Consider the following 24,778-nt stretch of genomic DNA (forward strand, 5'->3'; position numbering starts at 1 on the left):
GATGATCGGCGGATCGCTGCACGTTGCACGGGGGTACGGGTGAGCTGGTGGGCTGAACTGCGTCGTCGACGTCGCCCGATCGCCAGTGCCACCATTCTCTCGCTCGTGCTGGGCACGGTGGTGGCCCTGAGCCTGAACTACGACGGTGTCGCCACCGCTGATGTCGATCTGAACGACGGCGGGGTGTGGGTCTCCAACAACGAATCGATCCTGGTGGGTCGGCTCAACTACCCGGTGGGCCAGATCGACGCCACTCTGGCGGCGTTGAGCCAGGACGTCGATCTGTTGCAGCACGGTGCGGTGGTGCTGATCGAGGACCGGGCCGGGCAGACCTTGCAACGGGTCAATCCCGCCACGGTGACGGTGCAGGGTCCAGCGGCGCCGCTGCCGTCAGGTGCCGATGTGCAGCTCGGAGAGGACACCGTCGGAGTGCTCGATCCCGAGACCGGCGAGTGGCGGATCCTGGCACTGGATGAGCTGCATGTGCTGGAGGAGGCGAGCGAGGAGCCGCAGGCGGTGCTGGGTACCGGAGCCGCGCACGCCATCGCTGAGGACGGCACCGCATACGGACTGGACACCGCGGCCGGTGAGCTGCTCACCTTCGACCCGCGGGAGGGTACCGAGCCGCAGGTCACCCAGCTGAACCCCGCCCTGTTCGACGGTGCACAGACCCAGCTGACGGCGGTCGGGAACGTCCCGGTGGCACTCACCGTTGATCCCACGACCGCCGAGCTCACGCTGATCCAGCCCGGCACGGACCCGCTCTCCCTCACCGATCTGGACATCGATCAGGCGTCGGCACGGCTGCAGGCTCCGAGCGCGCACGGCGACCGTGTCGCCCTAGCCACCTCCGATGCACTGGTCACGGTGCCGTTGGACGGTTCCCCGCCGACCGTGCACCCGGCATCGGCCGTCGGTCTGCCCGCGCAGCCGGTGCAGGTGGCCGGGTGTGTGCACAGTGCCTGGGCCTCGACCCCGGGCGAGTACCTGCGCCAGTGCGGCGGGGCCGCACCCGAGAAGTTGGATGTTCCGGAGGCCACCGGCGGTGAGCTGGTGTTCCGGGAGAACCATGGCTTCGTCGTGCTGAACGAGCTGGCGACAGGGAACTCCTGGATGGTGGAGAACCCGCTGATCCTGGTGGACAGCTGGGAGGAGTCCCTCCCACCGAGCGAGGACGAGACTCAGGACTCGCACACACCGGACCTCGCGCAGCACGAGCTCGAGCTGGACCGGGAGGCACCCAACCGGCCACCGGTCGCCGAGGACGACGAGTCCGGGGTACGTGCAGGCCGCACCGTGACGCTGCCAGTCCTGCGTAATGACTCCGACGCCGATGGCGACCTGCTGACGGTCGCGATCACCGAGGGGATCGATGCCTCGTTCGGACGGGTGGAGGCTGTGCAGGGCGGGCGCGCGGTGCAGGTCCGGGTGGCCCCTGGGGCGAGCGGCACCGCGTCCTTCGGATACACCGTTGACGACGGCCGCGGCGGTACCGACACAGCCACCGTGAGTCTCGACGTGACGTCGGCGAACAGCCCACCGGAACAGGCCGGCGATCCCCTTGCTGTCCAGGTCGTCGCCGGCCGGACGGTGCAGGTGAACGTGCTCGAGGCTGTGCTCGATCCCGACGGAGATCCGCTTCAGGTGGTGGGGACCAGCGAGACCGGCGGCATGCAGGTCCGCCTCGGTCCGGCCGGGATGGTGACGATCACCCACCCGGGCGGAACCACCGGCACGGCGACCGTCCTCGTCCAGGTCACCGACGGGCGCTCGACCAGTGACATCCCGATCGACGTCACGGTGCTCCCGGAAGCGGCCCACCCTCCGGTCGCCGTGTTCGACTACGCGACGACGTTCGTGGACCAGACCATCGAGATCGACCCGATCGCCAATGACCGGGACCCGAACGATCGGCCATTGCGGCTGGCGAACCTCACTTTCGCTGACGGCGCCGACGTGAGGCAGAGCACGAACTCCGCCACCTTCACCTTCACGGCCGCATCGAGCGGGGACTACTACGTCGTCTACACCGTGGCCGACGATGACGGGCTCTCGGCCACGGGTCTGGTGCGGGTGCGGGTGCTCGCGCCCCAGAACCTGGATCCGATCGCCGCGACGGACACAGCGCAACTGTCCCCGGGCGGCTCCGTCCTCGTGGACGTGCTGGCCAACGACGAGGATCGCGCCGGCGGGGTCCTCGCCGTGCAGCAGATCACCGTTCCCGACGGTCACGGACTGCGGGTGGCCGTGCTGGAGCACCGGATCCTGCAGATCAGCGCCACCCGGACCCTGCACGAACCGGTGACGATCTCCTACACCGTCTCGAACGGGACCCGGTCCGCTGAGGGAGACGTGCTGGTGCTCCCCATGGACGCCGAAACCGGGACCCGCGCGCCGGTGGCGGTCGGCGACGAGGTACAGGTGCGGGCCGGGGACCACGTCACGATCCCGGTGCTGAGTAACGACTCCCACCCGGACGGCGTCGACTTCCGCCTCGCACCGGACCTGGCCGAGACGCCCCGCACCGGGTTGATGTTCACGGCAGGCGAGATGATCCGGTTCCGCGCCCCCGAGGAGGCCGGACCGTTGACGGCGGTGTACCGGATCATCGACGTCCATGGCCGCGAGGACTCGGCGACGATCCGGATCAACGTGCAGGCACGCGCCGAGGACGCGAACAGCCCGCCGGAGGCGCGCGATGTGGACACGCGGGCGTTCTCCGGTGAGCGGATCCGGATTCCGGTCGAGCTGTACGGGATCGATCCGGACGGGGACTCGGTGCAGCTGTTGGGTGTGGATGAGCCACCAACTCTTGGGCGGATCGTCGAGGTGGGCCCCAGCTATATCGACTACCAGGCGTTCACCGACTCGGCCGGCCCGGACCAATTCACCTACACGGTGCGGGATCGACCAGGCACGCTCTCGGTGGCGACGGTCTCGGTGGGCGTCGTCCCGCCACCGGCGCAGAACCGGCCACCGATGGCCGTCGAAGACACCGTCACCGTGCCACCGGACCGTCCCGTCGTGGTGGACGTGCTCGCCAATGACACCGATCCTGACGGCGACCTGCCGATCGTCGACGACCCGGCTGTCTCCGAGAGCTCCGTCGACGATGTGCACAGCCGGGAGGGGATGCTGGCCTTCACCTCCCCGTCGGATCCCGGGGACCACCTGGTCACGTATCACATCACCGATCTGCATGGCGGGACAGCGAGCGGCCTGCTGACCGTGACGGTCGATCCCGACAGTGAGCTCCTCCCCCGATCGCTGTGGACGACGTGGTGCCGGCAACCTCGCTGCTGGGCCAGGAGGAGGTGGTCCTCGATGTACTCGCCAACGACACCGACCCGGACGGCAGCGCCGAGCGCCTGACCGTGCAAGTGACCGCCGGCCAGGAGAATGCGCGCTCCGATGACGGGGAGACGGTGACGGTGACCCTGGCGCCGACCCGTCAGGTGGTCACGTATCGGGTGACTGATGAGGATGATCTGACCTCGTATGCGTTCATCGAGGTGCCTGGGACCGAGGACACCGGTCCGGTGCTGCGTCCGGATACTGAGGTGATCGAGGTGCTCGCCGGGGAGCCGGAGACCATCCAGCTCAATGACTACGTGGTGGCACTCAGTGGCCAGCCGGTGCAGCTGTCGGACTCCAGCAGTGTGCGGGCCACGAACTCCGACGGGTCGTCCCCGGTGGTGGATACCGATACCTTGCAGTACACCTCGGACCCGAACTATGTCGGGCCCGCGACCCTGACGTTCGAGGTGACCGATGCTGAGGACATCAATGACGATGACATCCTGACCTCGGTGCTCACCCTGGACATCATGGTGGTCTCGAACGAGAATCAGCCGCCGCGGATGCGGGACGGGTCGGTGGAGGCCGAGCAGGGTGGCGAGGCGGTCACCCTGGACATCGCGAGGCTGGCGGAGGATCCGGACGGGCGGTCCACCGATCTGGAGTATCGGATCGCGGAGGAGGCCGACGGTTTCGAGGCGAGCCTGGAGGACTACATCCTGACCGTCACTGCTGATGAGGACACCCCGGCCGGGTCCTCGCAGGATCTGGTGATCGAGGTGACCGACGGCGAGAGCGACCCGGTCCGAGCCGTGGTCGTGCTGAGTTCCACCTCCAGCAACCGGCCGCTGATCTCCACCAACCCGGACGACGCCGGTGAGATCGAGCAAGGCGACAGCGTCTCGGTACCGGTGCTGGCCAATGACTCCAACCCGTTCTCCGGCGAACCCCGGGAGATCACGGCCGCGGAGATCACGGCGGGCTCCGGCGCAGTGTCCGTCGAGGGGGATCAGGTGGTGCTGACCCCCGCAGCCGACTTCGTGGGCCGACTGACGGCGACCTACACGGTGGTGGATGTGACCGGCGAGCCCGACCGGGCGGTGGAGGGGCAGATCACCGCCGCAGTGCTCGGCGTACCGGAGGCACCGACGATCCCGCTGATCGAAGAGGTCGCGAGCGGCGAGGTGACGTTGAGCTGGACCGCGCCGGAGGACAATGGCGCGTCGATCAGTGGCTACACGGTGACCTATGGCAGCGGCTCGCAGGCATGCCCGACGACCACCTGCACCATCACCGGCCTGGCCAACGGCACGGGCTACACATTCAGCGTGACTGCCACGAACGCCGTCGGGGACTCCCCGGCGAGCCCGGCCTCGGCCGAGGCCATCCCCGACGTGCGGCCGGAAGCCCCGCGGGTCGTCTACGTCAGCGCCGGGGACGAACAGCTCGAGGTGAGCTGGGCAAACCCGGTGAACGAGGGCACCCCGATCACCTCCTACGACGTGCAGATCTCCCCTGGCGACGGCGCCGGTCAGCGGTCGGTGACGGGGAACAGCCTGACCTGGACCGGGTTGACCAACGGTGAGAGCTACACGTTCCGGGTGCGGGCGATCAACGACGCACCGAACCCGGGTGCATGGAGCGAGTGGTCGGCGCCGATCCACCCGTATGGTCCGCCGTTCCAGCCCGAGGCACCGCAGGCCGTCCGGATCGACGACGCTGCCGGCGGTCGGATCCAGGTCACCTGGACCAGCCCGGACGACAATGGCGACCCGGTCTGGACGTACCACGTGCGGATGTACCGGGACGGGCAGCTCGCCCACACCTTCACCCCGACCGGCGGCGGGAACTCCCGTGAGGTCCAGGTGGAGAATGGTCACGACTACTCCTTCGCCGTGGCCGCCACCAACCGGGCCGGGCGAGGCGACTTCTCCGCGAGATCGGAGCCGTTGCGCTCCTTCGGTGCCCCAGGGGCACCCACGAACGTCACGGCGAGCGCCACCGGCCAGGACAACACCGCCGAGGTGAGCTATTCCGCGCCGAACAACAACGGGCAGGCGATCGGCCGGTACGAGTACCGGTTGAACGGTGGGTCCGTGCAGTCCTTGTCGAGCAACAACAGGATCACGGTGGCGCAGGACGGGCAGAGCTATCGCATCGAAGTCCGCGCCTGCAACTCCTACTGTGGCGGCTGGAGCGGGGCCTCCCCCACGTTCTCCACCCACGGCCCACCGGGGAACGGGGGCATCAGCATCGACTCCTCCGCCGACGGGCAGACCGTCACCTTCGACTGGTCAGTGCCGAACCGCAACAACGGTGCGGACCTGACGGCGACCCGGTACTCGATCAACGGCGACAGCTGGAACGTGGTGACCGGCCGCACCGGATCGGCGAGTGTGACAGGGGGTTGGGAGACGATCCACACGATCCGCGTCCAGGTGCGGAACGAGCACGGGCAGTGGAGCGGCACCCGGTCCGGCGGCCCGTACGCGGAGGATCGTCAGATATCGGACATGCCCCAGGTGGTCAGCCCTCCCTCGGTGACGATGCTTGCCATGGGTGACGCCCAGGGAGCGACCAGCGCCGACGGCTCCTGCGTCAGCGACGCCTGCCACTATCTGGGGTTCGAACACTCGGGCTTCGTCGCGGGCGACTATCACGTCGCATTCCATGCCTCCCAGTCGGGGACGCCCTACAGCGAGCCGTGGCGGGAGGCCGATGTCACGCTGACTGCCGGCTCGGGCGACTGGCAATCCCAATGGTTCCGTGGCAACCCGGGCGAGCAGGTGCGCGTGGTGGTCACTGGGCCCAGCGGGACGTTCGAGGACACGATCACCTGGCCGAGCAGCTGAGGCGTCAGCGCCGGTAGCCCTGCCCGGGCTCCGGCCGCCACTGCATCGGTTCGGTCGGCGGGGTGCCTGGTCGGATCGTTGCCAGCAGGTCGGTGAGATCGGCCATGATCACCGCCGTGGCCGCGCGCAGCACGTCGCCATCGATCTCCTGGCCGCGGAACCGGCTCAGGTCCACCGGTGCCCCCGCATGCACCGTGATCCGCGGCCGGCGCCACGGGTGCAGGGTGTAGGTGGGTGGGGGCATCAGCTCGTGCGCTCCCCACTGGGCGATCGGCACCACCGGCACCCCGGTCTCGAGTGCCAGACGGGCGGCACCGGTGCGTGCCGCCATCGGCCACAGGTCCGGATCCCGGGTGAGGGTGCCCTCGGGGAACATCAGCACGCTGGTGCCACTGCGGAGCCGTTCGGCGGCCGCCTCGATCGAGGCAGCGGCATCGTCGCTGTCCCGGTACACCGGGACGTAGCCGCACGCGCGCAGCAGCCAGCCGAGCCCGCGGGCCTCGAACAACGGAGACTTCGCCAGCGCCACCGGGAACTGACCCTGGGCGACGAAGAAGTGCAGGGCCGTGAGGGGGTCGATCGTGGAGACATGGTTGGCCACGGCGAGGAACGGACCGTCCGGGAGGTTCTCCAGCCCGCTCCACCGGGGCCGGGTCATCGCCCGCACCGGCACCCGGGCGATTCCTGCGGCTACCCGGTAGGCACGGGGCACAGGTGCGCGATCGACGGAGCCCATCAGATCCACCCCCGTGCGCGAGCCGTGCGCGCCGCCTCGTGCCGGTTCGACGCACCCAGCTTGGTGGCCGCGGAGGACAGGTAGTTCCGGACTGTGCCTGGGCTGAGCGAGGCGCGGGTCGCGATCTCCTCCACCGGGGCGCCGTCCGCGGCGAGCTCGAGCACATCTGCTTCGCGGGCAGTGAGGGGGCTGGCCCCGGCCGAGATGGCGTCCGCTGCCAGCTCCGGATCCACATACCGCCCGCCGGCATGCACCTGCCGCACCACGTCCGCCAGCACAGCCGCCGACGTCGTCTTCGGCAGGAATCCGCGCACACCCGTCTCGAGTGCCTTCTTCAGGTACCCCGGGCGCCCGTGGCTGGTGACGATCACGCACCGGCACTCCGGCAGGTCCGCCATGATCTGGGCCGCAGCCTCGATCCCGTCGAGACCGGGCATCTGCAGGTCCAGCACGGCCACGTCCGGGCGTTCCCGGGCGGCGACCGCCACCGCTTCGGTGCCGCTGGCTGCCTGGGCCACCACCTCGAGGTCATCGTCCAGGTCGAGCAGGGACGCGAGCGCGTCCCGGATCAGGTTCTCGTCGTCAGCGAGCAGCAGCCGGATCGTCACGGCGTGACCTCCTTGTCGTCGGGAACCCACGCCTCGAGCCGGAACTGGGATTGGTCGGCGTCGTCCACGCCTGCCTCGATCCTCCCACCGATCGTTGCGAGGCGTTCACGCAGGCCGTGCAGTCCGGACCCCGGTCGTGCTGTGGCGACCGGACGAACACCGTCGTTGACGATGACCACCTGTGCTCCGCCGTCGGCGATCTCCACCGTGATGCCCGCGGTGCGGGCATCGGCGTGACGCACCACATTGGTGACGCCTTCTCGCACCACCCATCCCAGCCCTTCGGCCGCCTGCTCTCCCAGCACGAGCTCCTCGCCCCGGACCTCGGCCGTGATCCCGGCCGACCGTAGGATCTCCCGGGCACCGGCCAGCTCGGTCGGCAGGTCGGCCCGTCGATAGCCCTCGACGACGTCCCGCACCTCCCGGAGCGCGTCTTGCGCGATCTGGCGCACCTCGAGCATCTTGTCCGGTCCACGGGGATCACCGCGGCGGGCCAGCTCGGCGGCGAGCTCGCTGGTGACTGCCACCGTGGAGAGGGTGCGACCGAAGATGTCGTGCAGGTCGCGGGAGAAGCGCAGCCGCTCCTCGGCCACGGCGAGCCGGGCGTCCACCTCGCGGCGGTTCGCCTGCTCCCACACCACACCGATCATCCAGGCGGAGACGCGGAACGACAGGACCACCCCGATCACCACCAGGGTGCCGCTGATCACGAACGGGACCAGGGCACGTGGCTCACCGCTCCCCCAGGTCTGCAGGGCGGCGGCGCCCCCCATCGCCAGCACACCGGCGGTCACCAGCCAGCGAGTCGTGAACAGCGGCGCAAGAGCGGACAACGCGATCCCCACGGGGGCCAGCAACACCCAACCGGGCATCAGCAGCCGACCGTCGTCGGTCGGCAACGGTTCCGCCTGCATCAGTGGGACGGCCGCGAGCGCGATCAGCAGCAGCGTGATCACCACGAGAACCGCTGCTGTACGAGTCGGGCGCGCGGCGCGGCCCAGGTAGTGGTTCAAGCCTCGAGCGAGCACGATCTCGGCCACGCCGGTCTGGATCAGGAACCCGGCCGTGGCCGCCGGCCCGAACCACGCCTGCGTCCCCGTGGCGTTCGCCAGGCTCGCCGCCGCGCTGATCCCGACGATCGGGCCGAAGATCAACAGGAAGTACAGGGACCAGCGGTTGTAGAGCTCGAATCGCTGAGGGTCGCTCTGGCCCCGCCAGCCGGTCCCGGCCGTTCCTCCTGCTCGCACGGTCGTCACGCTACCGTCCCCAGCCTCATCCGCTCTGCCGCTCGGGCTGGCACAGACGGAGGTGCCGGGCCCGAGGGCCCGGCACCCGAATGCGGGCGCGAGGGGAGAGAAACGCGCCGCATCCCCAATCCCCGGTGGGAGACAGTCACCGGGGGTTGCGGTCGATGGTGTCGTCTACGACCGGTCGGTTCCGTTCCGACATCACTTACTCTGCGCGGCGAACCTGAGTATCCCCTGGGAGCCACCTAGCAATTCGCTCAGAGATCCAGTGCGATACTTTCTATCAACTCTTGACGTTCGTATCGTTCCCTGCGATATTCCTTGTCATGGTTGATGCTGACCAGTCGCCGGGTGTTCTCGCGCAGATCCGGCGCCTGCTCCCCCAGCTCCCCACAGCTGTCCGGCGGACGGCCGAACAACTCCTCAACGATCCGCACGGGAGCGTCGCCGGCACCATCACCGAACTCGCCGAGGCCGCCGGCACCTCACCGGGCGCCGTGTCCCGGCTCTGCCGGACCTTGGACCTCGACGGCTATCCCGCGCTACGGGTCGCCGTCACCGCCGACGCAGCGAGTTCAGCCCACGGCCACTGGGACGTCGACATCAGTCGCACCATCGGGCCCCACGACCCACTCAGCGACGTGGTCCGGACCTTCGAGGCCGCGCAGGCGCGTGCCGTGCACGCGACACTGGCCTGCCTCGACCTGGACGCTGTGCAGGCCGTGGCTGACGCGATCGGTACCGCACGCAGGGTGCACGTCTACGGCGTGAGCGGGAGCGGCGTGATAGCCCGCGAACTCGAGCTACGTCTCACCCGGATCGGCGTCCCCTGCTGGACCTACGCCGACGTGCACGACGGCCTGGTCGCCGCGGTCCAGCTCACCGAAGGGGACGTGGCACTGGCCGTCTCGCACAGCGGGGAGACTCAGGAGACACTCGACATGGTCGCGTGCGCCCGCGAACGGGGTGCGCTGACCGCGGCGATCACCGGTGGCCACAGTTCGTCCCTGGCCGACCTGGTCCACCACAGCCTGCTCACCATCAGTGCCGAGACCACCTTCCGGGACGGGCCGCTCGCGGCTCGGCACTCCGAACTGGCCGTCGTTGAGGTGCTTTACCTCGCTGTGAGCCAATCCACCTATAAACGCACCGTCCAGCATCTTGCCGACACCGCCCGAGCGGTGCGACCCCGACGCCCCGAACGGGGCACGTCCACCTAAGATCGAGGAGCCGACGATGACCACCTCGCACCACCTGAGCCGCAAGACCTTCCTCCGCGCGAGCGGACTGGGAGCAGGCGCGACGTTCGCCACCGCGATCGGCGCTCCTACCATCGGTCCCGTCGCGGCGGCACATGCCGCCCCCGACTCAGCCGCGTCCGAGACCGGATCGACCGGCGGACCGATCCTGGCCGATGACCGGTTCCCGATCGGCATCTTCTGGCCGCCACCCCCGCTGCAGACCACGGTGGAGCGCTACCAGGAGATCGCCGACGCAGGGTTCACCTTCGTCCACGGCGGCAACTACACCTACGCCGACGTGCACATCAACCACCACCAGCTGGCAGTGGCCGAGCAGGCCGGGCTGCACGTGCTCGTGGACGACCCCGACATCCGATGGTTGCTGCGCCAGTTCGCCTTCGGTGACCCCGCCCAGCCGTTCACTCTCAGCGAGGACGAGGCCCGGCAGAAGGTCGCCGAGGTGGTCGGCCGCTACGCCCCGCAGTGGCAGCTGCAGCAGGGCCGCCTGCTGATCACCGGCGGCAGCGGCAATGGCTCCATCGGCTGGGTCAGCGACGGGACGGACTGGGACGACTACACGTTCGCCTTCACCACCCAACCCCGCCCCACCGGAGCGGGCGGGCACGCTCAGGCCGGCTGGGCGTTCCGCGTACAGGACGAGGCGAACGCATACGTGTGGCTCCTGTCTTCCCAAGGCAGTGACGGCAACGCCGCGCTGACGAAGGCCGTCTTCGTCGGCGGTACACCGACGGTGACCTCCACCCCACTCCCCTTCCCGCTCACCGAGGGACAGACCTACCAGGTGGAGACCACCCTGGACGGTGCCACGATCACCACCACGATCGACGGAGAGGTGGTCGACACCACCACCGACCGCACCTTCACCTCGGGCAGCGCGGGCTTCCGGCAGGCCGGGTCGGAGTCGGCCTTCTTCGACGAGGTGCGGGTCACCGCACCGGACGGCTCGGAACTGTTCGGCGAGGACTTCGAGACCGACCTCTCGGCGTGGCGCCGGCCCGCCGGATCCGGGCGCACGTCCTTCGCCGGCCTGCACCTGTTCGACGAACCACGCGAGACGAAGTTCGCCCAGCTCGCCACCGCCGTCGCGGCCGCGAACCAGGCATACCCGGACGCCCTGCACTATCTCAACCACTTCCCGAACGGCGTTCCGGAGTTCCGCGACGGGGGCGCCTACGAGCGGGCTGCTGAGCAGATCGACACGCCCGTGCTCTCCTTCGACAGGTACCCGATCCTCGCCGACGGCGAGGACCTCGGATACTTCGAGAACCTTGCCCAGGTGCGCATCGCCGCGCTGGACCACGGCCGGGAGCCGTGGGTGTACATCCAGAGCGTGGGGTACGCCGGTCATGACGTACCGACCGAGGACGACCTTCGCTGGCAGATCAGCATCAGCCTCGCCTACGGGTACAAGGGCGTGCAGTACTTCACCTACTGGACGCCGGACCCGGCCCGCGGAGAAGGGTTCCACGAAGGCCTGATCACGGTGGAGGGCCGGCAGACCGGGCTGTACCGCGCCGCCGCCCGGGTGAACACCGAGTATCTCGCGCCGCTCGGTGCGCAGCTGCGACCGCTCACCTCCACCGCGGTACAGGTGGCCGGGGTGGACGAGGCGCCGGCAGGCCTGGACCCGTTCGAGCCCGACGAGGATCTCACCGCGATCGGTGGTGACGGTGTGGTGCTCGGCCGGTTCACCGGTCCCGAGGATCGGCGGTACGTGCTGGTGGCGAACTTCTCCCGGCACGTCCGCGCCGACGTCGAGCTGAGCCTGGGCACCGGCGCGGAGTCCTTCGACCTGCGCCGTGGCGAGTACCGCGCCATGAGCAGCGGTGTGCTGCGCCTGGACGCCGGTGCCGCCACCCTGATCAGGTTCGGCTGAGCCGGCTCCCGACGGCGGCCCTCGCCTGGCTCAGGTGAGGTCACCTGACCGGATGAGGAACGCCGTCGGGTGTTCAGACCGTCTCGAACTTGGCGCCGAGCGCCTCGAGCTTGCCGGTGAAGTTCTCGTACCCGCGGTTGATCAACTCGATGCCGCGCACGTCCGAGGTGCCGACGGCCGCGAGGGCGGCGATCAGGTGGGAGAACCCGCCGCGCAGGTCGGGCACCTCGATGTCGGCGGCGCGCAGCGGGGTGGGTCCGGAGATGACGGCGGAATGGAAGAAGTTCCGCTGCCCGAATCGGCACTCCAGCCCGCCCAGGCACTCGCGGTAGACCTGAATGGTCGAGCCCATCTGGCGGAGCGCCTCGGTGAAGCCGAAGCGGTTCTCGTAGACGGTCTCGTGCACGATCGACAGTCCGGTGGCCTGGGTGAGCGCCACGACGAGAGGCTGCTGCCAGTCGGTCATGAACCCGGGGTGCACATCCGTCTCCAGCACGATGGAGCGCAGCGGAGTGCCGGGGTGGCGGAAACGGATGCCGTCGTCGTCGATGTCGAACGTGCCACCGACCTTCCGGAAGGTGTTCAGGAAGGTCATCATGTCGGCCTGGCGGGCACCGCGGACGTAGACGTCACCCTCGGTGGCGAGTGCGGCAGACGCCCAGGAGGCGGCCTCGATCCGGTCCGGTAGTGCCGTGTGGGTGTACCCGCCAAGATGGTCGACGCCCTCCACCCGGATCACCCGGTCGGTGTCGACCGAGATGATGGCCCCCATCCGCTGCAGTACCGCGATCAGGTCCATGATCTCTGGCTCGATAGCGGCGTTGCGCAGCTCGGTGACCCCGTGGGAGCGGACGGCGGTGAGCAACAGTTGTTCGGTGGCTCCCACGCTCGGGTACGGCAGATCCACCTTGGTGCCGTGCAGGCCTCTCGGAGCGGTGATCAGGATGCCGGCATCGAGTTTGTCCACCTGGGCGCCGAACTGGCGCAGGATCTCCAGGTGGTAGTCGATCGGGCGATCGCCGATCCGACAGCCACCGAGGTCCGGGATGAAGGCCTCGCCGAGACGGTGCAGCAGCGGGCCGCAGAGCAGGATGGGGATGCGGCTGGCCCCGGCATGAGTGTCGATATCGGCCTTGTGGGCAGTCTCCACGAAACGGGGGTTCAGCCGGACCACACCCCCGGCGACGTCCCGCTCCACCTGCACCCCGTGCAGCTTGAGCAGGCCTGCCACGACGTTGACGTCACGGATCTCGGGCACGTTGCGTAGTTCGCTGGGCTCCTCGCCGAGCACAGCGGCCACCATCGCCTTGGAGACGAAGTTCTTCGCCCCACGTACCGTGATTTCGCCTGCCAGCGGCGTCCCGCCGTGCACCCGCAGATGACTCATCCGACCGTCCTCATCATGACCCCTGACTCGTGCCCGTCCGGTGGAACGGGCCAGTCAAGCCTACGTCACCGGCTCCACGCGCGAGTGCCCGGCGTCTCGTTCATATCCGCTGGATATGGCCGAGAAGCCGGGCACTCGATGGGGTCGATCAGGAGCTCGAGCGGGCTGCCTCGATCTCGACCGTCGGCAGGTGCTTGGCCGGCAGGGTCTTCGGCCGCCAGGAACCACGGCTGGCCTCGAAGGAGGTGATGTCCGCTTCGTGGTTGAGGGTGAGGCCGATGTCGTCCAGACCCTCCATCAGGCGCCATCGGGTGTACTCGTCCACCTGGAACGGTGCCACCACGGATCCGCAGGTGACAGTCCGGTTCTCCAGGTCCACCGTGATTTCGGTGCCGGGCTCGGTCTCGAGCACCTTCCAGATCTGCTCGATGTCATCCTGGGCGAGCTGCGCGGCGAGCAGACCCTGCTTGCCGGAGTTGCCGCGGAAGATGTCAGCGAACCGGGAGGCGAGCACCGCCTTGAACCCGTAGTCCTTCAGCGCCCAGACGGCGTGCTCACGGGACGACCCGGTGCCGAAGTCCGGGCCGGCCACGAGCACGGAACCGGAGGAGTAGGCGTCCTGGTTGAGCACGAAGTCCGGGTTGCCACGCCAGGCGGCGAACAGGGCGTCCTCGAACCCGGTGCGGGTGACCCGCTTGAGGTAGACGGCGGGGATGATCTGGTCGGTGTCGACGTTGCTGCGGCGCAGCGGGACCCCGACGCCGGTGTGCGTAGTGAACTTCTCCATAGCTCTTCTCCTGACGAGTCTCTAGCTCAGACCTGCAGCGGTACGCGCGGGTCGAGCGGGGCCAGTGGGGTGCCGTCGAAGGTGGCGAGATCCACCTCGGCGCCGAAGCCGAGGTCGGCCAGGGAGGACAGCGTGCCGCGTACCGCGGTCGCCGCGGCGACCAGCGGGGAGACGAGGTGGGTCCGACCGCCCTTGCCCTGCCGGCCCTCGAAGTTACGGTTCGACGTGGAGGCGGACCGCTCCCCCGGGGCGAGCTGGTCGGGGTTCATACCCAGGCACATCGAGCACCCGGCGTTGCGCCACTCGGCACCGAAGTCCAGGAAGATCTGGTCCAGGCCCTCGGCTTCAGCCTGCAGGCGCACCCGTGCGGAAGCGGGAACGACGAGCACGCGGACGTTGTCGGCCTTCTTCCGGCCCTTGAGCACCTTGGCCACCGAGCGGAGGTCTTCGATCCGGCCGTTCGTGCAGGAGCCGATGAACACGGTGTCGACGGTGATGTCGCGCAGCGGGGTGCCGGGCACCAGGCCCATGTACTCCACGGCCCGCTCCGCGGCGACGCGCTCGTTCTCGTCGGCGATCTGCTCCGGGACCGGCACGTTGGCGCTCAGTGGGAGCCCCTGGCCCGGGTTGGTGCCCCAGGTGACGAACGGCTCCAGGTCGTCGGCCTCAAGGACCACCTCGGTGTCGAAGACGGCGTCGTCATCGCTGCGCAGCGTCTTCCAGTACTCGACCGCCTCGTCCCAGTCAGTTCCCTCGGGAGCGTGCGGCCGGCCCTTGAGGTAGGCGAAGGTGGTCTCGTCCGGGGCGATCATCCCCGCCCGGGCACCGGCCTCGATAGACATGTTGCAGATCGTCATCCGCGCTTCCATGGAGAGCTTGCGGATGGCTTCGCCCCGGTACTCGAGCACGTAGCCCTGGCCGCCGCCGGTGCCGATCTTGGCGATGATCGCCAGGATGATGTCCTTGGAGGTCGCACCCGGGGGCAGGTCACCGTTGACGGTGATCGCCATCGTCTTGAACGGGGCGAGCGGGAGGGTCTGGGTGGCCAGCACGTGCTCCACCTCGGAGGTGCCGATACCGAACGCCAGCGCGCCGAAGGCGCCGTGGGTGGAGGTGTGTGAGTCGCCGCAGACGACGGTCAGGCCGGGCATGGTCAGGCCGAGCTGCGGGCCGACCTGGTGCACGATGCCCTGGTCGGCATCGCCCAGGGAGTGGATCCGCACGCCGAACTCCTCGGCGTTCTTGCGGAGGGTGTCGATCTGGGTGCGGCTGGTCAGGTCCGCGATCGGCAGGTCGATGTCGAGCGTGGGGGTGTTGTGGTCCTCGGTGGCTAGCGTCAGGTCCGGCCGGCGGACCGGGCGCCCGGCCAGGCGCAGGCCCTCAAACGCCTGCGGGCTCGTCACCTCATGCACGAGGTGTAGGTCGATGTAGAGGAGGTCGGGCGCGCCGCCCTCTCCCTGACGGACCACATGGTCCTTCCACACCTTCTCGGCCAGCGTTCCGACCATGACACGTCACCTTCTATCGATCGTTCGGCCCGGTGGGTGGTGGGCCTTTCCGAGAGGGTCGATGACCAAGACTTGATATCTCACGGTGTGAGATGGCAATATCGACCTATGGACAACTCTAGCGGAGTCGGCGTTCTCGACAAAGCCGCGATCGTCCTGGGAGCCCTTGAGGCCGGCCCGGCGACGCTGGCACAACTGGTCGCCGCGACCCATCTCGCCCGCCCGACCGCCCACCGCCTGGCCGTAGCGCTGGAGCACCACCGGTTCGTCTCCCGGGACATGCAGGGCCGGTTCATCCTCGGACCGCGCCTGGCCGAGCTTGCCTCGGCGGCCGGTGAGGATCGGTTGCTCGCCGCGGCCGGTTCGGTGCTGCTCGCCCTACGCGACCACACCGGGGAGAGCGCCCAGCTGTTCCGGCGGCAGAGCGACCAGCGCATCTGCGTGGCCGCGGCGGAGAAGCAAATGGGGCTGCGGGACTCCATCCCGGTCGGAGCCACCCTCTCCATGCTCGCCGGGTCGGCCGCCCAGGTGCTGCTCGCCTGGGAGGAGCCGGATCGGCTGCACCGCGGCCTGCACGGCGCGAAGTTCACTGCCACGATCCTCTCCGGCGTGCGCCGGAGAGGCTGGGCGCAGAGCGTGAGCGAGCGCGAGGTCGGCGTGGCCTCGGTGTCGGCTCCGGTGCGTGGCCCGTCCGGCCGGGTGATCGCCGCGGTGTCGGTCTCCGGGCCGATCGAGCGGATGACCCGCCAGCCGGGACGGCTGCACGCGAACGCCGTGATGGCCGCCGCGAATCGGCTCAGCGACGTGCTGCGTACGGGAGACAACGACTAGCCATCCGAGGTCATGGAGCCTGTCGCTGGTGCGTCGGAGGGAGATTCGGTGACCGAACCACTGCACGTGCCACCCAGCGTGCGCTGTAATCGCGGGGTCGGGTGGTCGTTCTGGTTGGTCATGGGGATCACGGCGCTGGTCACACTGGTCGCGATCGTCGGAACGTATGACCGCGCACCGGGTGGTGCCACCTTCGGGCTGCCTGGCGTCGGCATCGGTGTGCTGATCATTCTCGTACGTGCCGTTGGCCTGCCACGGCTCGAGATCCGCACTGCCGAGAGGTCCCTGCGCACCCGTCGTCGCACCATCCCGTTCTCAGCGGTCTCACGGATCAGCTTCACCAAACACATCAAGGCGGGGACCTGGGCCGACTTCATCGGCCACGAGGGCGACACACTCGGCAGGATGTCCATCGCCGGGTCGCTGTGCGCCGCCCCGACCGCAGAGCAGTGGACCGCCCTGGAGCACATGATCGCGTCAACAGTCCACGGAGCGAATCCGACCGACCGGCCGAGCGCGCCCGGTCGGCCACTCTCGCCGGCTGCCGCGATCAGCATCGTGCAGGCGCAGGCAGCATGGTGCCGGGCAGGGCACCGGTCCGACGCCCGCCGAGCACCGGCCGCCGCACTGCTCGGCACGACCGTCTCCCTCAGGTGAGTCGAGTCCGGTCGCGGCCCGGGAGGCGGACGTTCCAGCGGCGCTTGCGAGGACGTGAGGCCCGGTGGGCACCACGAACTTCCCAACGGGTACCGCGTGGTCTTGGCCCGTCAGAAGGATCGTGCCGTCACGTCGCCGAGGATCAGGAGCTGCCGAGGAACTCCGCCATCAACGGCCCGGCTGCCCCTGCGCCGTCTGATCCTTCCTCCAAGAACACGGCCACGGCCACATCCCCACGCGCGGCGATCATCCAGGCGTGCGTTCCGCCGTCGTACTCGGCCGTCCCGGTCTTGGCGATGAGGTCGCCGTTGTCGGTCACGTCCGCGAGCGGCTGGCTCGCCGTACCGTCGGTCACGACGGCGCGCATCGCCTGCCGCAGCAGCGTCGCCTCGGTCTCGGTGAGCGGGGTGGGCACGTCCTCGACCGCCTGCGCGGCACCCTCCCGGTACTCGTCGGTGTCCACCAGCACCGGGGTGACCACCTCTCCGGCACTGATGGAGGCGGCAACGCCTGCCATCGCCAGTGGTGAAGCGAGCACCTGCCCCTGACCGATGAGGTCGGCAGCGTGCAGGGTGCCCTCGGCCTCGGTGGGAACCGAGCCGAGCCATACCGGGTAACCGAGCGCGACATCCTCCCCGCGCCCCAGCCCCAGGCTGGCAGCGGCATCGGCCAGGTCGGCGGCGGTGATCTGGTCCCGTACCGACATCAGAGCCGTGTTGCAGGACTGCGCGATCGCCTCCTCGAGGGGGATGTCGCCGATCGAGGACTCCGGATAGCCGGGATAGTTGTCGAACTCGCGTCCGCTCACGGTGAGGTTCTCGGTGCACGAGACCGTGTCGTCGAGGCTCATCCCCGCGCGGAGCAGCGCCAGGAGCGTGACCACCTTGAAGGTGGATCCCGGCGCGTACTGCCCGAGCGTGGCCGTGGACCAGCCGTTGCTGGCGGCACTGGACGAGGCAGCGAGCACGTTGCCGGTGGACGGTTCGATCGCCACCAATCCGGCGGGTACCTCCAGCCCATCCACGATCTGTTCGGCGCGTTGCTGCAGTTCCAGGTCGAAGGTGGTGCGCAGGGGCTCGCCCTGCACTGCTTCGGAGGTGTAGACCTCGGTGGACTCGTCCCCGGAGGTGACCGAGATCGTCAGGCCGCCGAACCCGCGCAACTGCTCGTCATAGGCGAGCTGCAGTCCGGAGACCCCGACCCGGTCGCCCTGCTCGATGGCGCCGTCGGAGCCCTCGATGATCTCCGACGTCGCCTCACCCACCCCGCCGAGGATCGAGTACGCGAAGTACTGGGTCGGCCCCTGCTGGCGCTCGTCAGCCACCAGGTTCACGCCCTCGATGCCCCGCACTGAGCCCATGTCCGTGTCCGGATCGTCCTGCGGGACCACCGTCGCGACCACGAAGGCCCGGTCCCCGGCGGCGAGCACCCGGTCGGCATAGGCCTGGGGGTCCTCCATCTCCAGTGCCTCGCCGAGCGCGATCGCATCGTCTTCCCACTGGTCGGACTCGATGTAGGTCTTGTCGATGCCGATCCGGTAGACCTCCCGCGCAGTCACCAGCACCTCGTCGTCACGGCCAAGGATGTCGCCGCGCTCGGCGTCGCTCTGCTCCACGGTGACCACACCGTTCTCGCCCAGGTCGGGGGCGAGCAGGTCGCGCGACCACTGCGCGAGCCAGGGGCCGTCGTCGGCGGAGGTCAGGTGCACCGAGGATGGGTACGACCAGTCCTCGTCGGAGCCGGGAATGTCCCAGGTCCAGGTGAGGGCGGCATCGGCTGCCAGCACCCCCTCGGCGTCGTCCTCCTCGTAGACGCTCGAGGACCAGGTGACCTCGATGGCGGGCGAGGCGAGCGCCGTCAGCTCGCCGAGCACTTCCTCGGACTGCTCAGCGGCGAGGGTGCGGTCGTCCTCGGTGAGTGGCGCATCCGCGAACTCCCCCGTGGTCAGCGCCTCAGCGAGCGCGGCTGCCGCATCCAACTCGGGATTGGCCGACTCGTCGGGCTCGGGGTCGTCGTCGCTGCAGGCGACCAGCAGCAGCGATGCAGTGACGAGCGCAGCAACGCCGGACATCGTCCGGGAGCGGCGACGGTACGCCATCGTGGTGACCATGGGCCTACGGTAACCGGGCATCCTGACAGGCTCGGTGAGCCATGCCGCCACACCCGACGGTGGAGCTCACCTCTCCCGGTGCAGCACTGGTTGCCGGTGGCTTCAGATCCGGAGAGAAGCCGCCCAGTCAGTCAGCCAGCCCCTCCTGGAGCGCATTCGAGCGGAGCTGTGACTCGATGTGAGAGACACGATCGGGATCACCAGAGCCCACGAAAGGCCCTGACGACTGATCTCGACGGAGTTCCCCAGAGCCCCGCGGTACCAGATAAGGCGGAACGGTCACTCGAGCAGCCCGCGGGCCGTTCCCGCCGATCTGATCGAGCAGGAGCTGTACTGCCTGCTGGCCTATGACATGCGGATCAGAGGTCACGACGGTAACTCCAGGGCTGAGGAGTGTCGCGGCTTCGAACTCGCCGTAGCACACCAATCCGATCGGAGAAGGATGCTCACGCAGCGCCTTGAGTACGCCCATCGTGGCTGGGTAGTTGGTGCTGAAGAGAGCTGTTGGTGGATCGGGCAGGGACAGCAGGTCCCGCGTCGCGGTGTAACCGTGGTCGGTACTCACAGGTTGGGTCCTGATCAGGTTCGCATCGACCGCGATTCCATTCTCGGCCAGCGCAGCTTTGTAGCCCTCGACCCGCTCCGCCGTCGACGGTTTGGCCGTGCTGCCGACCAGGCCGATTCGGCCGTGACCATGCGCGAGGAGGTGCTGGGTCGCTTCACGCGCTCCTCCGCGATCATCACCCACGACGGCGGGCGCCTCTACGCCATTTGGCGGATCGAGGACGAAGACCAAGGGGTAGCCGCGCGCAAGGTCTGCTTCGAGGTACCGGTGGTCGTCGTCGTCGGTGACGAGCAGGATGCCGTCGGCCCCCTTCTCGACAAAGGCACTGACCAGGGCACGTTCGCGACGGGCATCTCGGCGAGACTTCGCGGTGACGACAACCATCCCGTGTTCCTCGGCGAACTCGTCGACGCTGTCAGCGATGGCGGAGAACACCGTGGGGGTCGGGTCGGGGACCACCATCCCGATCATCGAGAGGCTGCGGTTCCGGAAACTGTTGGCTAGCCGGTTGGGCCGGAACCCGAGGGTCTTGATCGCTTCCTCGATGCGCCGCGCGGTCTCCGGCTTCACATTCGGTCGATCGTTGATCACACGCGACACCGTCGTGGTCCCGACTCCGGCCACGCGGGCGACGTCACGGATCGTCGCCGGCCGCTCGGACATGCTCGGCCTCCTCATTTCCGACCTCGGAATCCGTCAGCATAACGCGCGCGGTGTCGCACACCACGAACAGCATCGGCCGAATCTAACGAGACCATCACGCTCCCGACTCCCTGTTGACACCTGGCTGGTACCGGTACCACTATAACGGATGGTACCGGTACCAGCATGTGCTGACCTGGCGTGCTCGCCGGCTATCGAACAGTCCGTACACACAACCGACGACGACGTCAGGTAGGAGTTCTCATGGCCGAGGATGAGGCAAGACATGAGTGGACACGACGGCACTTTCTCGCAACGACTGGCGGCGCAGCGGCCGTCGCTGCTGTCTTACCGACCTTCTCCGCTGCCCCGGCGGCACGTGCGACGCCGCTGACGACCAGCGAAGCCGCGATCGCTGCGCTGCGAACGGCTTGGAAGGAGTTGCTGACCGGCGGCTCCTATGACACGACCGATTCCGATCTGGCCGCGGCTGTGGCCCGACTGGACTCCGATGTCGCCGATCACGTCGCACTCGTCGACCGCACCGCAGGCCGCGACCGCGTGTTCACCGATCTCCCGTTGACCGCGGGTGACAGGACTGCGTCGTCGTGGATGCGAGACACCTTTCAGCGCCTGGAACGGATGGCGACAGCGTTCAGCACCATTGGCTCAGCTCACGAAGGGGACCCAGACGTCCTCGCCGACGTGCTGGCGGGCTTGGAGACCGCGAACGTGGAGATCTACAACGACACCCAGGAACCGTTCGGCAGTTGGTTCCATCTCAAGATCTCCGGGCCGCACGCTCTCGGCAACACCTGCGTTCTGCTGTACGACAACATCCCGGCCGAGGCGCTGAGCCGATACGCGGCCGCGATCGATCATTTCGTTCCGACGCCCAACATGACCGGTGCGAACCGGGTCAACGTATGCCAATCGGTCCTGGTGAGCGGCGTGATCAGCGACAACACCGCGAGGATCCAGACAGCCCGGGACGCGCTCGCGCCGGTGTTCCAGTTTGTGACCAGTGCCGACGGGTATTACGAGGACGGATCGTTCATCCAGCATCTCGATGTCGCGTACACCGGCAGCTACGGAATCGAGCTACTCGGCGGACGTGACAATCTCGGCATCTCGAAGCAGATGGCGCTGCTGGCCGGGACCCCCTGGGAGCTCACCAGCGCCCATCAGCAGTTCGTCTTCGATACCGTCGATCACACCTACGCGCCCATGGTCTACGACGGCCAGATGCTGGACCTGGTTCGCGGTCGTGCGATCAGCCGGTTCAATCAGCGTGGTCACGATCGCGCCCGGCTTGTGATGGAGAGCATGCTGCGCCTGGCCGACGCCGCAGACGCCAGCACGGCACAGCGATGGCGCGGGATGTGCAAGGGCTGGTTGTACCGGCACACCTATGAGAGCCCGTTCATCGATGGGAAGGTCCCTCAGGTTGCACTGTTCAAACAGCTCCTCGCGGACGGATCGGTCGCCTCCACCGGGGAACCGGACGGACACAGCCTCTTCCCGGGCATGGCCCGGGCGGTCCACCGGCGCCCTGGCTGGGCCTTGGGGATCTCGATGTCCAGCAAACGCGTCGCATACTACGAGTCGATGAATGCCGAGAACCTCAAAGGTTGGCACACCGGCGACGGCATGACGTACCTCTACAACTCCGACAACGCGCAGTACTCGGACAACTTCTGGCCGACGGTCGACCTCTATCGGCTGCCCGGCACCACAATCGACACCGTGCCGCTTCCTCAGTACAGCATCGGCGCTCCCGCACCCGTTCAGGCATCCTGGGCAGGTGGCGCGGTCTTCGAGGAGGAGCTCGCCGCGGTCGGTCAGGACCTCGAGGCAAGAAAGTCGCCGTTGCGGGCCAAGAAGTCCTGGATGTGCTTCAAGAACCTGGTCGTCGCGTTCGGTGCCGGCATCACCGGTAGTGAGCCCAACCACCGGGTGGAGACCGTGGTCGAGAACCGCAACCTGGGCCCTGACGGAACCAACGCGCTGACGATCGACGGGGTCACCCAGCCCGGGAGCCTGGGGTGGACCTTCTCGGGAACCGCCACCTGGGCGCACCTTCAGGGTGTCGGCGGCTACATCTTCCCAGGTGGGGCCACACTGCACGCGCTCCGTGAAGAACGCACGGGCGCCTGGGCCGATATCGGGAACCTCCACGGCACGGCACCGACCGATCCGATCACCCGGCGGTATGTCACGATGTGGCTTGACCACGGCGTGCAGCCGGACAGTGCCGGATACACCTACATTCTGCTTCCCGGCGCCACCCCAGCCCAGACCGCACAGCGCGCGCAGAACATGAAGCTGGACACGATCACCAACACGAGCGATCTCCAGGCTGTCCGCGGCGCCTACCGGGATGTGCTGCTCGCCAACCGGTGGAGCGCCGGATCGATCGGAGACCTCACCGTCGATGCCGGCTGCTCTCTCGTCGTGCTCGGCGTGGAACAACAGGGCGCTAGCCCGCTGACGGTCGCTCTCTCGGACCCGACCCAGGAGTTGGCGAGCGTGAGTGTCGACGTCGCCATCTCCGGGTTCGGGTCGTTCTCCGCCGATGACACCGTCACCGTGAACTCCCTCGGTGCCTCGGCGAACTTCACGGTCGACACGGCCGGCAGCCTCGGCACCACTCATACCGTCACCTTCTATCCAGCCTGATCGTGCAAAGGCGCCAAGCCTCACGACTGCGACGGGTCGCACGCCGCTCGGCAACCGGCGTCCAACGACAGCAGCACGACCTCTTGAATGAACACACCATCATGACGAAGGGCATCTCCATGAAGAATCCCAGCAACGACCGAGGGCGTCGGCCCCGTCGGCTGCGCCCGGCACATCCGGGAGCGCTCGCCGGCTTGGCGCTGACATTGGCGGTCGTGGGCGCCTGCGCACCAGTCGAGTCAGGCGGCGAACAAGGCGGCCCACCGAGCGTCGATCCGGTGGACGGCGGGACGCTCACGATTGGCCGCCTCGGCGACGTCCTGTCGCTAGACGGCAATCACATCCGAGCCAACAACTACCTGTTGCTGAACAACGTCTACGACCGATTGATCGAGTACGACGAGGACCTCGAACCGCACCCGTCGCTGGCGGAGTCGTGGGAGGTCAACGACGACTACACCCAGGTCACCTTCGACCTACGCGAGGATGTCACATTTCACGACGGCAAGCCGCTCACCGCGGCCGACGTCGTCTACACGATCGAGCGCGTCCGGGACCCCGAAGTCGGGGCGACGCAGCTCTCCGGGCTGTCGAACCTGATCACCGACATGGAGACACCGGACGACTACACGCTCAGCCTGACCCTCTCCCAGCCGACACCGGGCATCTTTGACATGTTCAACTTCATGGCCATCGTCGACCAGGAGACGGTCGAAGGTCCGGACGCCGAGCAGACGGCGAACGGCACCGGACCGTACGAACTGGAGGACTGGTCGCCCGGCAACAGCCTCACCCTGATCAAGAACGAAGGGTTCTGGGGCGAAGAGCCGCTACTCGACCGCATCGAAACGACCGTCGTCGGTGACGCACAATCGCTCGCCACCCAGGTGGAGAGCGGCGCGATCAACGTGGCCGAAGGCATCGTTGCTACCGACGCCAGCCGGTTGGAGGGGCAGGGCATTGAAGTGGTCAACGATCCGGTGGACATGTTCTACATCACGGCCAATACCACGTCCGATGCCCTCAGTGATGCACGAGTACGGCAGGCGATCAACTACGCGATCGACCGCGAGCGCTTCGCCAGCGAGGTGATGGAGGGCTACGTGGAGCCGACCTCGATCTTCTGGCCGACCAGATCGCCCGCCCACGACGAACAGGCCGCGCGCACCTATGACCAGGATCTGAACAGGGCAGAACAGTTACTCGCCGAGGCTGGGGCTGAGGATCTGGAGATCGAGATCGTCACCAACGCCTCGTTCCCGGAGCTGGAGGACATGGCAACGATCCTTCAGGCTGACCTGGCCGAGATCGGAGTGGAGCTCACGGTGCGCAGCGTCGAGGCCGCCGAGTGGGCGGAACTCGCCACGACGGGCACGTATCAGGACCTCGCCGCCAACATCTACGGTGTCGACGGGTTCCACCCGGCCTATGCGTTCACCATCTCCCGACCTCTGACGCCGGACCGGAACTTCTCCAACGTCGACGATCCACGGCACCAGGAGCTGGTGAACGACGCCATCCTCGCGCTGACCGAGACCGATCAGGATGCCACCGTGTCCGCACTCACCGACTACATGCTGGACGAATCGTTCATGCTGCCCATCTCCTCGGCCCCGCGCTTCTCCGCCGTCGCCGGCGCCGGAGGGATCACGTCCAGGGTCGGCGGCGGACTCGTCCTGCGATCCGCGTACGTCACAGAATGACGCGGTCCGCGCGGAGGGTCACAGCGAGAGA

The 24,778-nt window shown here is 68.2% G+C and carries 16 protein-coding genes; 8 read left to right on the forward strand and 8 right to left on the reverse strand.

Features of this window, described 5'->3' with window-relative positions:
• Window positions 1-39: 39 nt before the first annotated feature.
• The gene (locus tag BLU77_RS09660) at window positions 40-3,372 is read left to right on the forward strand and encodes an Ig-like domain-containing protein (RefSeq protein WP_089772733.1); all 3,333 of its coding nucleotides are present in this window, start codon (window positions 40-42) and stop codon (window positions 3,370-3,372) included.
• Window positions 3,282-6,149, forward strand: coding sequence for a fibronectin type III domain-containing protein (locus BLU77_RS09665; protein WP_139177708.1), 2,868 nt, complete (start codon window positions 3,282-3,284; stop codon window positions 6,147-6,149). The genes BLU77_RS09660 and BLU77_RS09665 overlap by 91 nt, the downstream gene beginning before the upstream one ends.
• A gap of 4 nt (window positions 6,150-6,153) precedes the next feature.
• On the opposite strand, the gene BLU77_RS09670 is transcribed toward BLU77_RS09665, so the two are convergent.
• Genes BLU77_RS09670 through BLU77_RS09680 form a run of 3 tightly spaced genes read right to left on the reverse strand, consistent with a single transcriptional unit; the run spans window position 6,154 to window position 8,749 of the window.
• Window positions 6,154-6,885: a lysophospholipid acyltransferase family protein gene (locus tag BLU77_RS09670; protein WP_139177710.1), complete on the reverse strand. Its 732-nt coding sequence runs from the start codon at window positions 6,883-6,885 to the stop codon at window positions 6,154-6,156.
• Entirely contained in the window at window positions 6,885-7,493 is a 609-nt protein-coding gene (locus BLU77_RS09675; protein WP_217632392.1) for a response regulator transcription factor, read from the reverse strand. Before BLU77_RS09675 ends, BLU77_RS09670 begins: the two co-directional genes overlap by 1 nt.
• Window positions 7,490-8,749: a sensor histidine kinase gene (locus tag BLU77_RS09680; protein ID WP_089772736.1), complete on the reverse strand. Its 1,260-nt coding sequence runs from the start codon at window positions 8,747-8,749 to the stop codon at window positions 7,490-7,492. The genes BLU77_RS09675 and BLU77_RS09680 overlap by 4 nt, the downstream gene beginning before the upstream one ends.
• A gap of 317 nt (window positions 8,750-9,066) precedes the next feature.
• Between BLU77_RS09680 and BLU77_RS09685 the strand changes: the two genes are divergently transcribed.
• Together BLU77_RS09685 and BLU77_RS09690 are read left to right on the forward strand one after the other, a co-directional pair.
• Window positions 9,067-9,960 carry a MurR/RpiR family transcriptional regulator gene (locus BLU77_RS09685; RefSeq protein WP_089772737.1) on the forward strand — a complete coding sequence of 298 codons (894 nt, stop codon included), beginning with the start codon at window positions 9,067-9,069 and terminating at the stop codon, window positions 9,958-9,960.
• Between the two features lie 16 nt (window positions 9,961-9,976).
• Window positions 9,977-11,878, forward strand: coding sequence for a hypothetical protein (locus BLU77_RS09690; RefSeq protein ID WP_089772738.1), 1,902 nt, complete (start codon window positions 9,977-9,979; stop codon window positions 11,876-11,878).
• Window positions 11,879-11,951: 73 nt separating this feature from the next.
• Here BLU77_RS09690 and murA read toward each other — a convergent pair whose 3' ends face one another.
• The 3 genes from murA to leuC all read right to left on the reverse strand — a co-directional run bounded on the left by murA (window position 11,952) and on the right by leuC (window position 15,560).
• Window positions 11,952-13,265 carry a UDP-N-acetylglucosamine 1-carboxyvinyltransferase gene (murA, locus tag BLU77_RS09695; protein WP_089772739.1) on the reverse strand — a complete coding sequence of 438 codons (1,314 nt, stop codon included), beginning with the start codon at window positions 13,263-13,265 and terminating at the stop codon, window positions 11,952-11,954.
• 148 nt (window positions 13,266-13,413) lie between these two features.
• Window positions 13,414-14,052 (reverse strand): 3-isopropylmalate dehydratase small subunit, encoded by a 639-nt coding sequence (leuD, locus tag BLU77_RS09700; protein WP_089772740.1) that lies wholly within the window; start codon window positions 14,050-14,052, stop codon window positions 13,414-13,416.
• A gap of 26 nt (window positions 14,053-14,078) precedes the next feature.
• A complete protein-coding gene (gene leuC, locus BLU77_RS09705) occupies window positions 14,079-15,560 on the reverse strand; it encodes a 3-isopropylmalate dehydratase large subunit (protein ID WP_089772741.1) in 1,482 nt (493 codons plus the stop codon).
• Window positions 15,561-15,668: 108 nt separating this feature from the next.
• Between leuC and BLU77_RS09710 the strand changes: the two genes are divergently transcribed.
• Both BLU77_RS09710 and BLU77_RS09715 read left to right on the forward strand, forming a co-directional pair.
• A complete protein-coding gene (locus tag BLU77_RS09710) occupies window positions 15,669-16,391 on the forward strand; it encodes an IclR family transcriptional regulator (protein ID WP_089772742.1) in 723 nt (240 codons plus the stop codon).
• A 48-nt stretch (window positions 16,392-16,439) separates the two neighbouring features.
• Window positions 16,440-17,048: a hypothetical protein gene (locus tag BLU77_RS09715; RefSeq protein ID WP_139177711.1), complete on the forward strand. Its 609-nt coding sequence runs from the start codon at window positions 16,440-16,442 to the stop codon at window positions 17,046-17,048.
• Between the two features lie 142 nt (window positions 17,049-17,190).
• Here BLU77_RS09715 and BLU77_RS09720 read toward each other — a convergent pair whose 3' ends face one another.
• Together BLU77_RS09720 and BLU77_RS09725 are read right to left on the reverse strand one after the other, a co-directional pair.
• Window positions 17,191-19,158, reverse strand: coding sequence for a penicillin-binding transpeptidase domain-containing protein (locus BLU77_RS09720; RefSeq protein ID WP_175477012.1), 1,968 nt, complete (start codon window positions 19,156-19,158; stop codon window positions 17,191-17,193).
• A 127-nt stretch (window positions 19,159-19,285) separates the two neighbouring features.
• Window positions 19,286-20,401 carry a substrate-binding domain-containing protein gene (locus BLU77_RS09725; protein ID WP_089772745.1) on the reverse strand — a complete coding sequence of 372 codons (1,116 nt, stop codon included), beginning with the start codon at window positions 20,399-20,401 and terminating at the stop codon, window positions 19,286-19,288.
• A 228-nt stretch (window positions 20,402-20,629) separates the two neighbouring features.
• Here BLU77_RS09725 and BLU77_RS09730 point away from each other — a divergent pair, with 228 nt between their 5' ends.
• Both BLU77_RS09730 and BLU77_RS09735 read left to right on the forward strand, forming a co-directional pair.
• Complete coding sequence (locus BLU77_RS09730; RefSeq protein WP_089772746.1) at window positions 20,630-23,044, forward strand: polysaccharide lyase 8 family protein; 2,415 nt, start codon at window positions 20,630-20,632, stop codon at window positions 23,042-23,044.
• Between the two features lie 101 nt (window positions 23,045-23,145).
• Window positions 23,146-24,747, forward strand: a complete 1,602-nt coding sequence (locus BLU77_RS09735; RefSeq protein WP_089772747.1) for an ABC transporter substrate-binding protein — start codon at window positions 23,146-23,148, stop codon at window positions 24,745-24,747.
• The last annotated feature ends 31 nt before the right edge of the window (window positions 24,748-24,778 follow it).

Origin of the sequence: Ruania alba (assembly GCF_900105765.1) — a bacterium.
In the GTDB taxonomy this organism is placed as follows: Bacteria; Actinomycetota; Actinomycetes; order Actinomycetales; family Beutenbergiaceae; genus Ruania; species Ruania alba.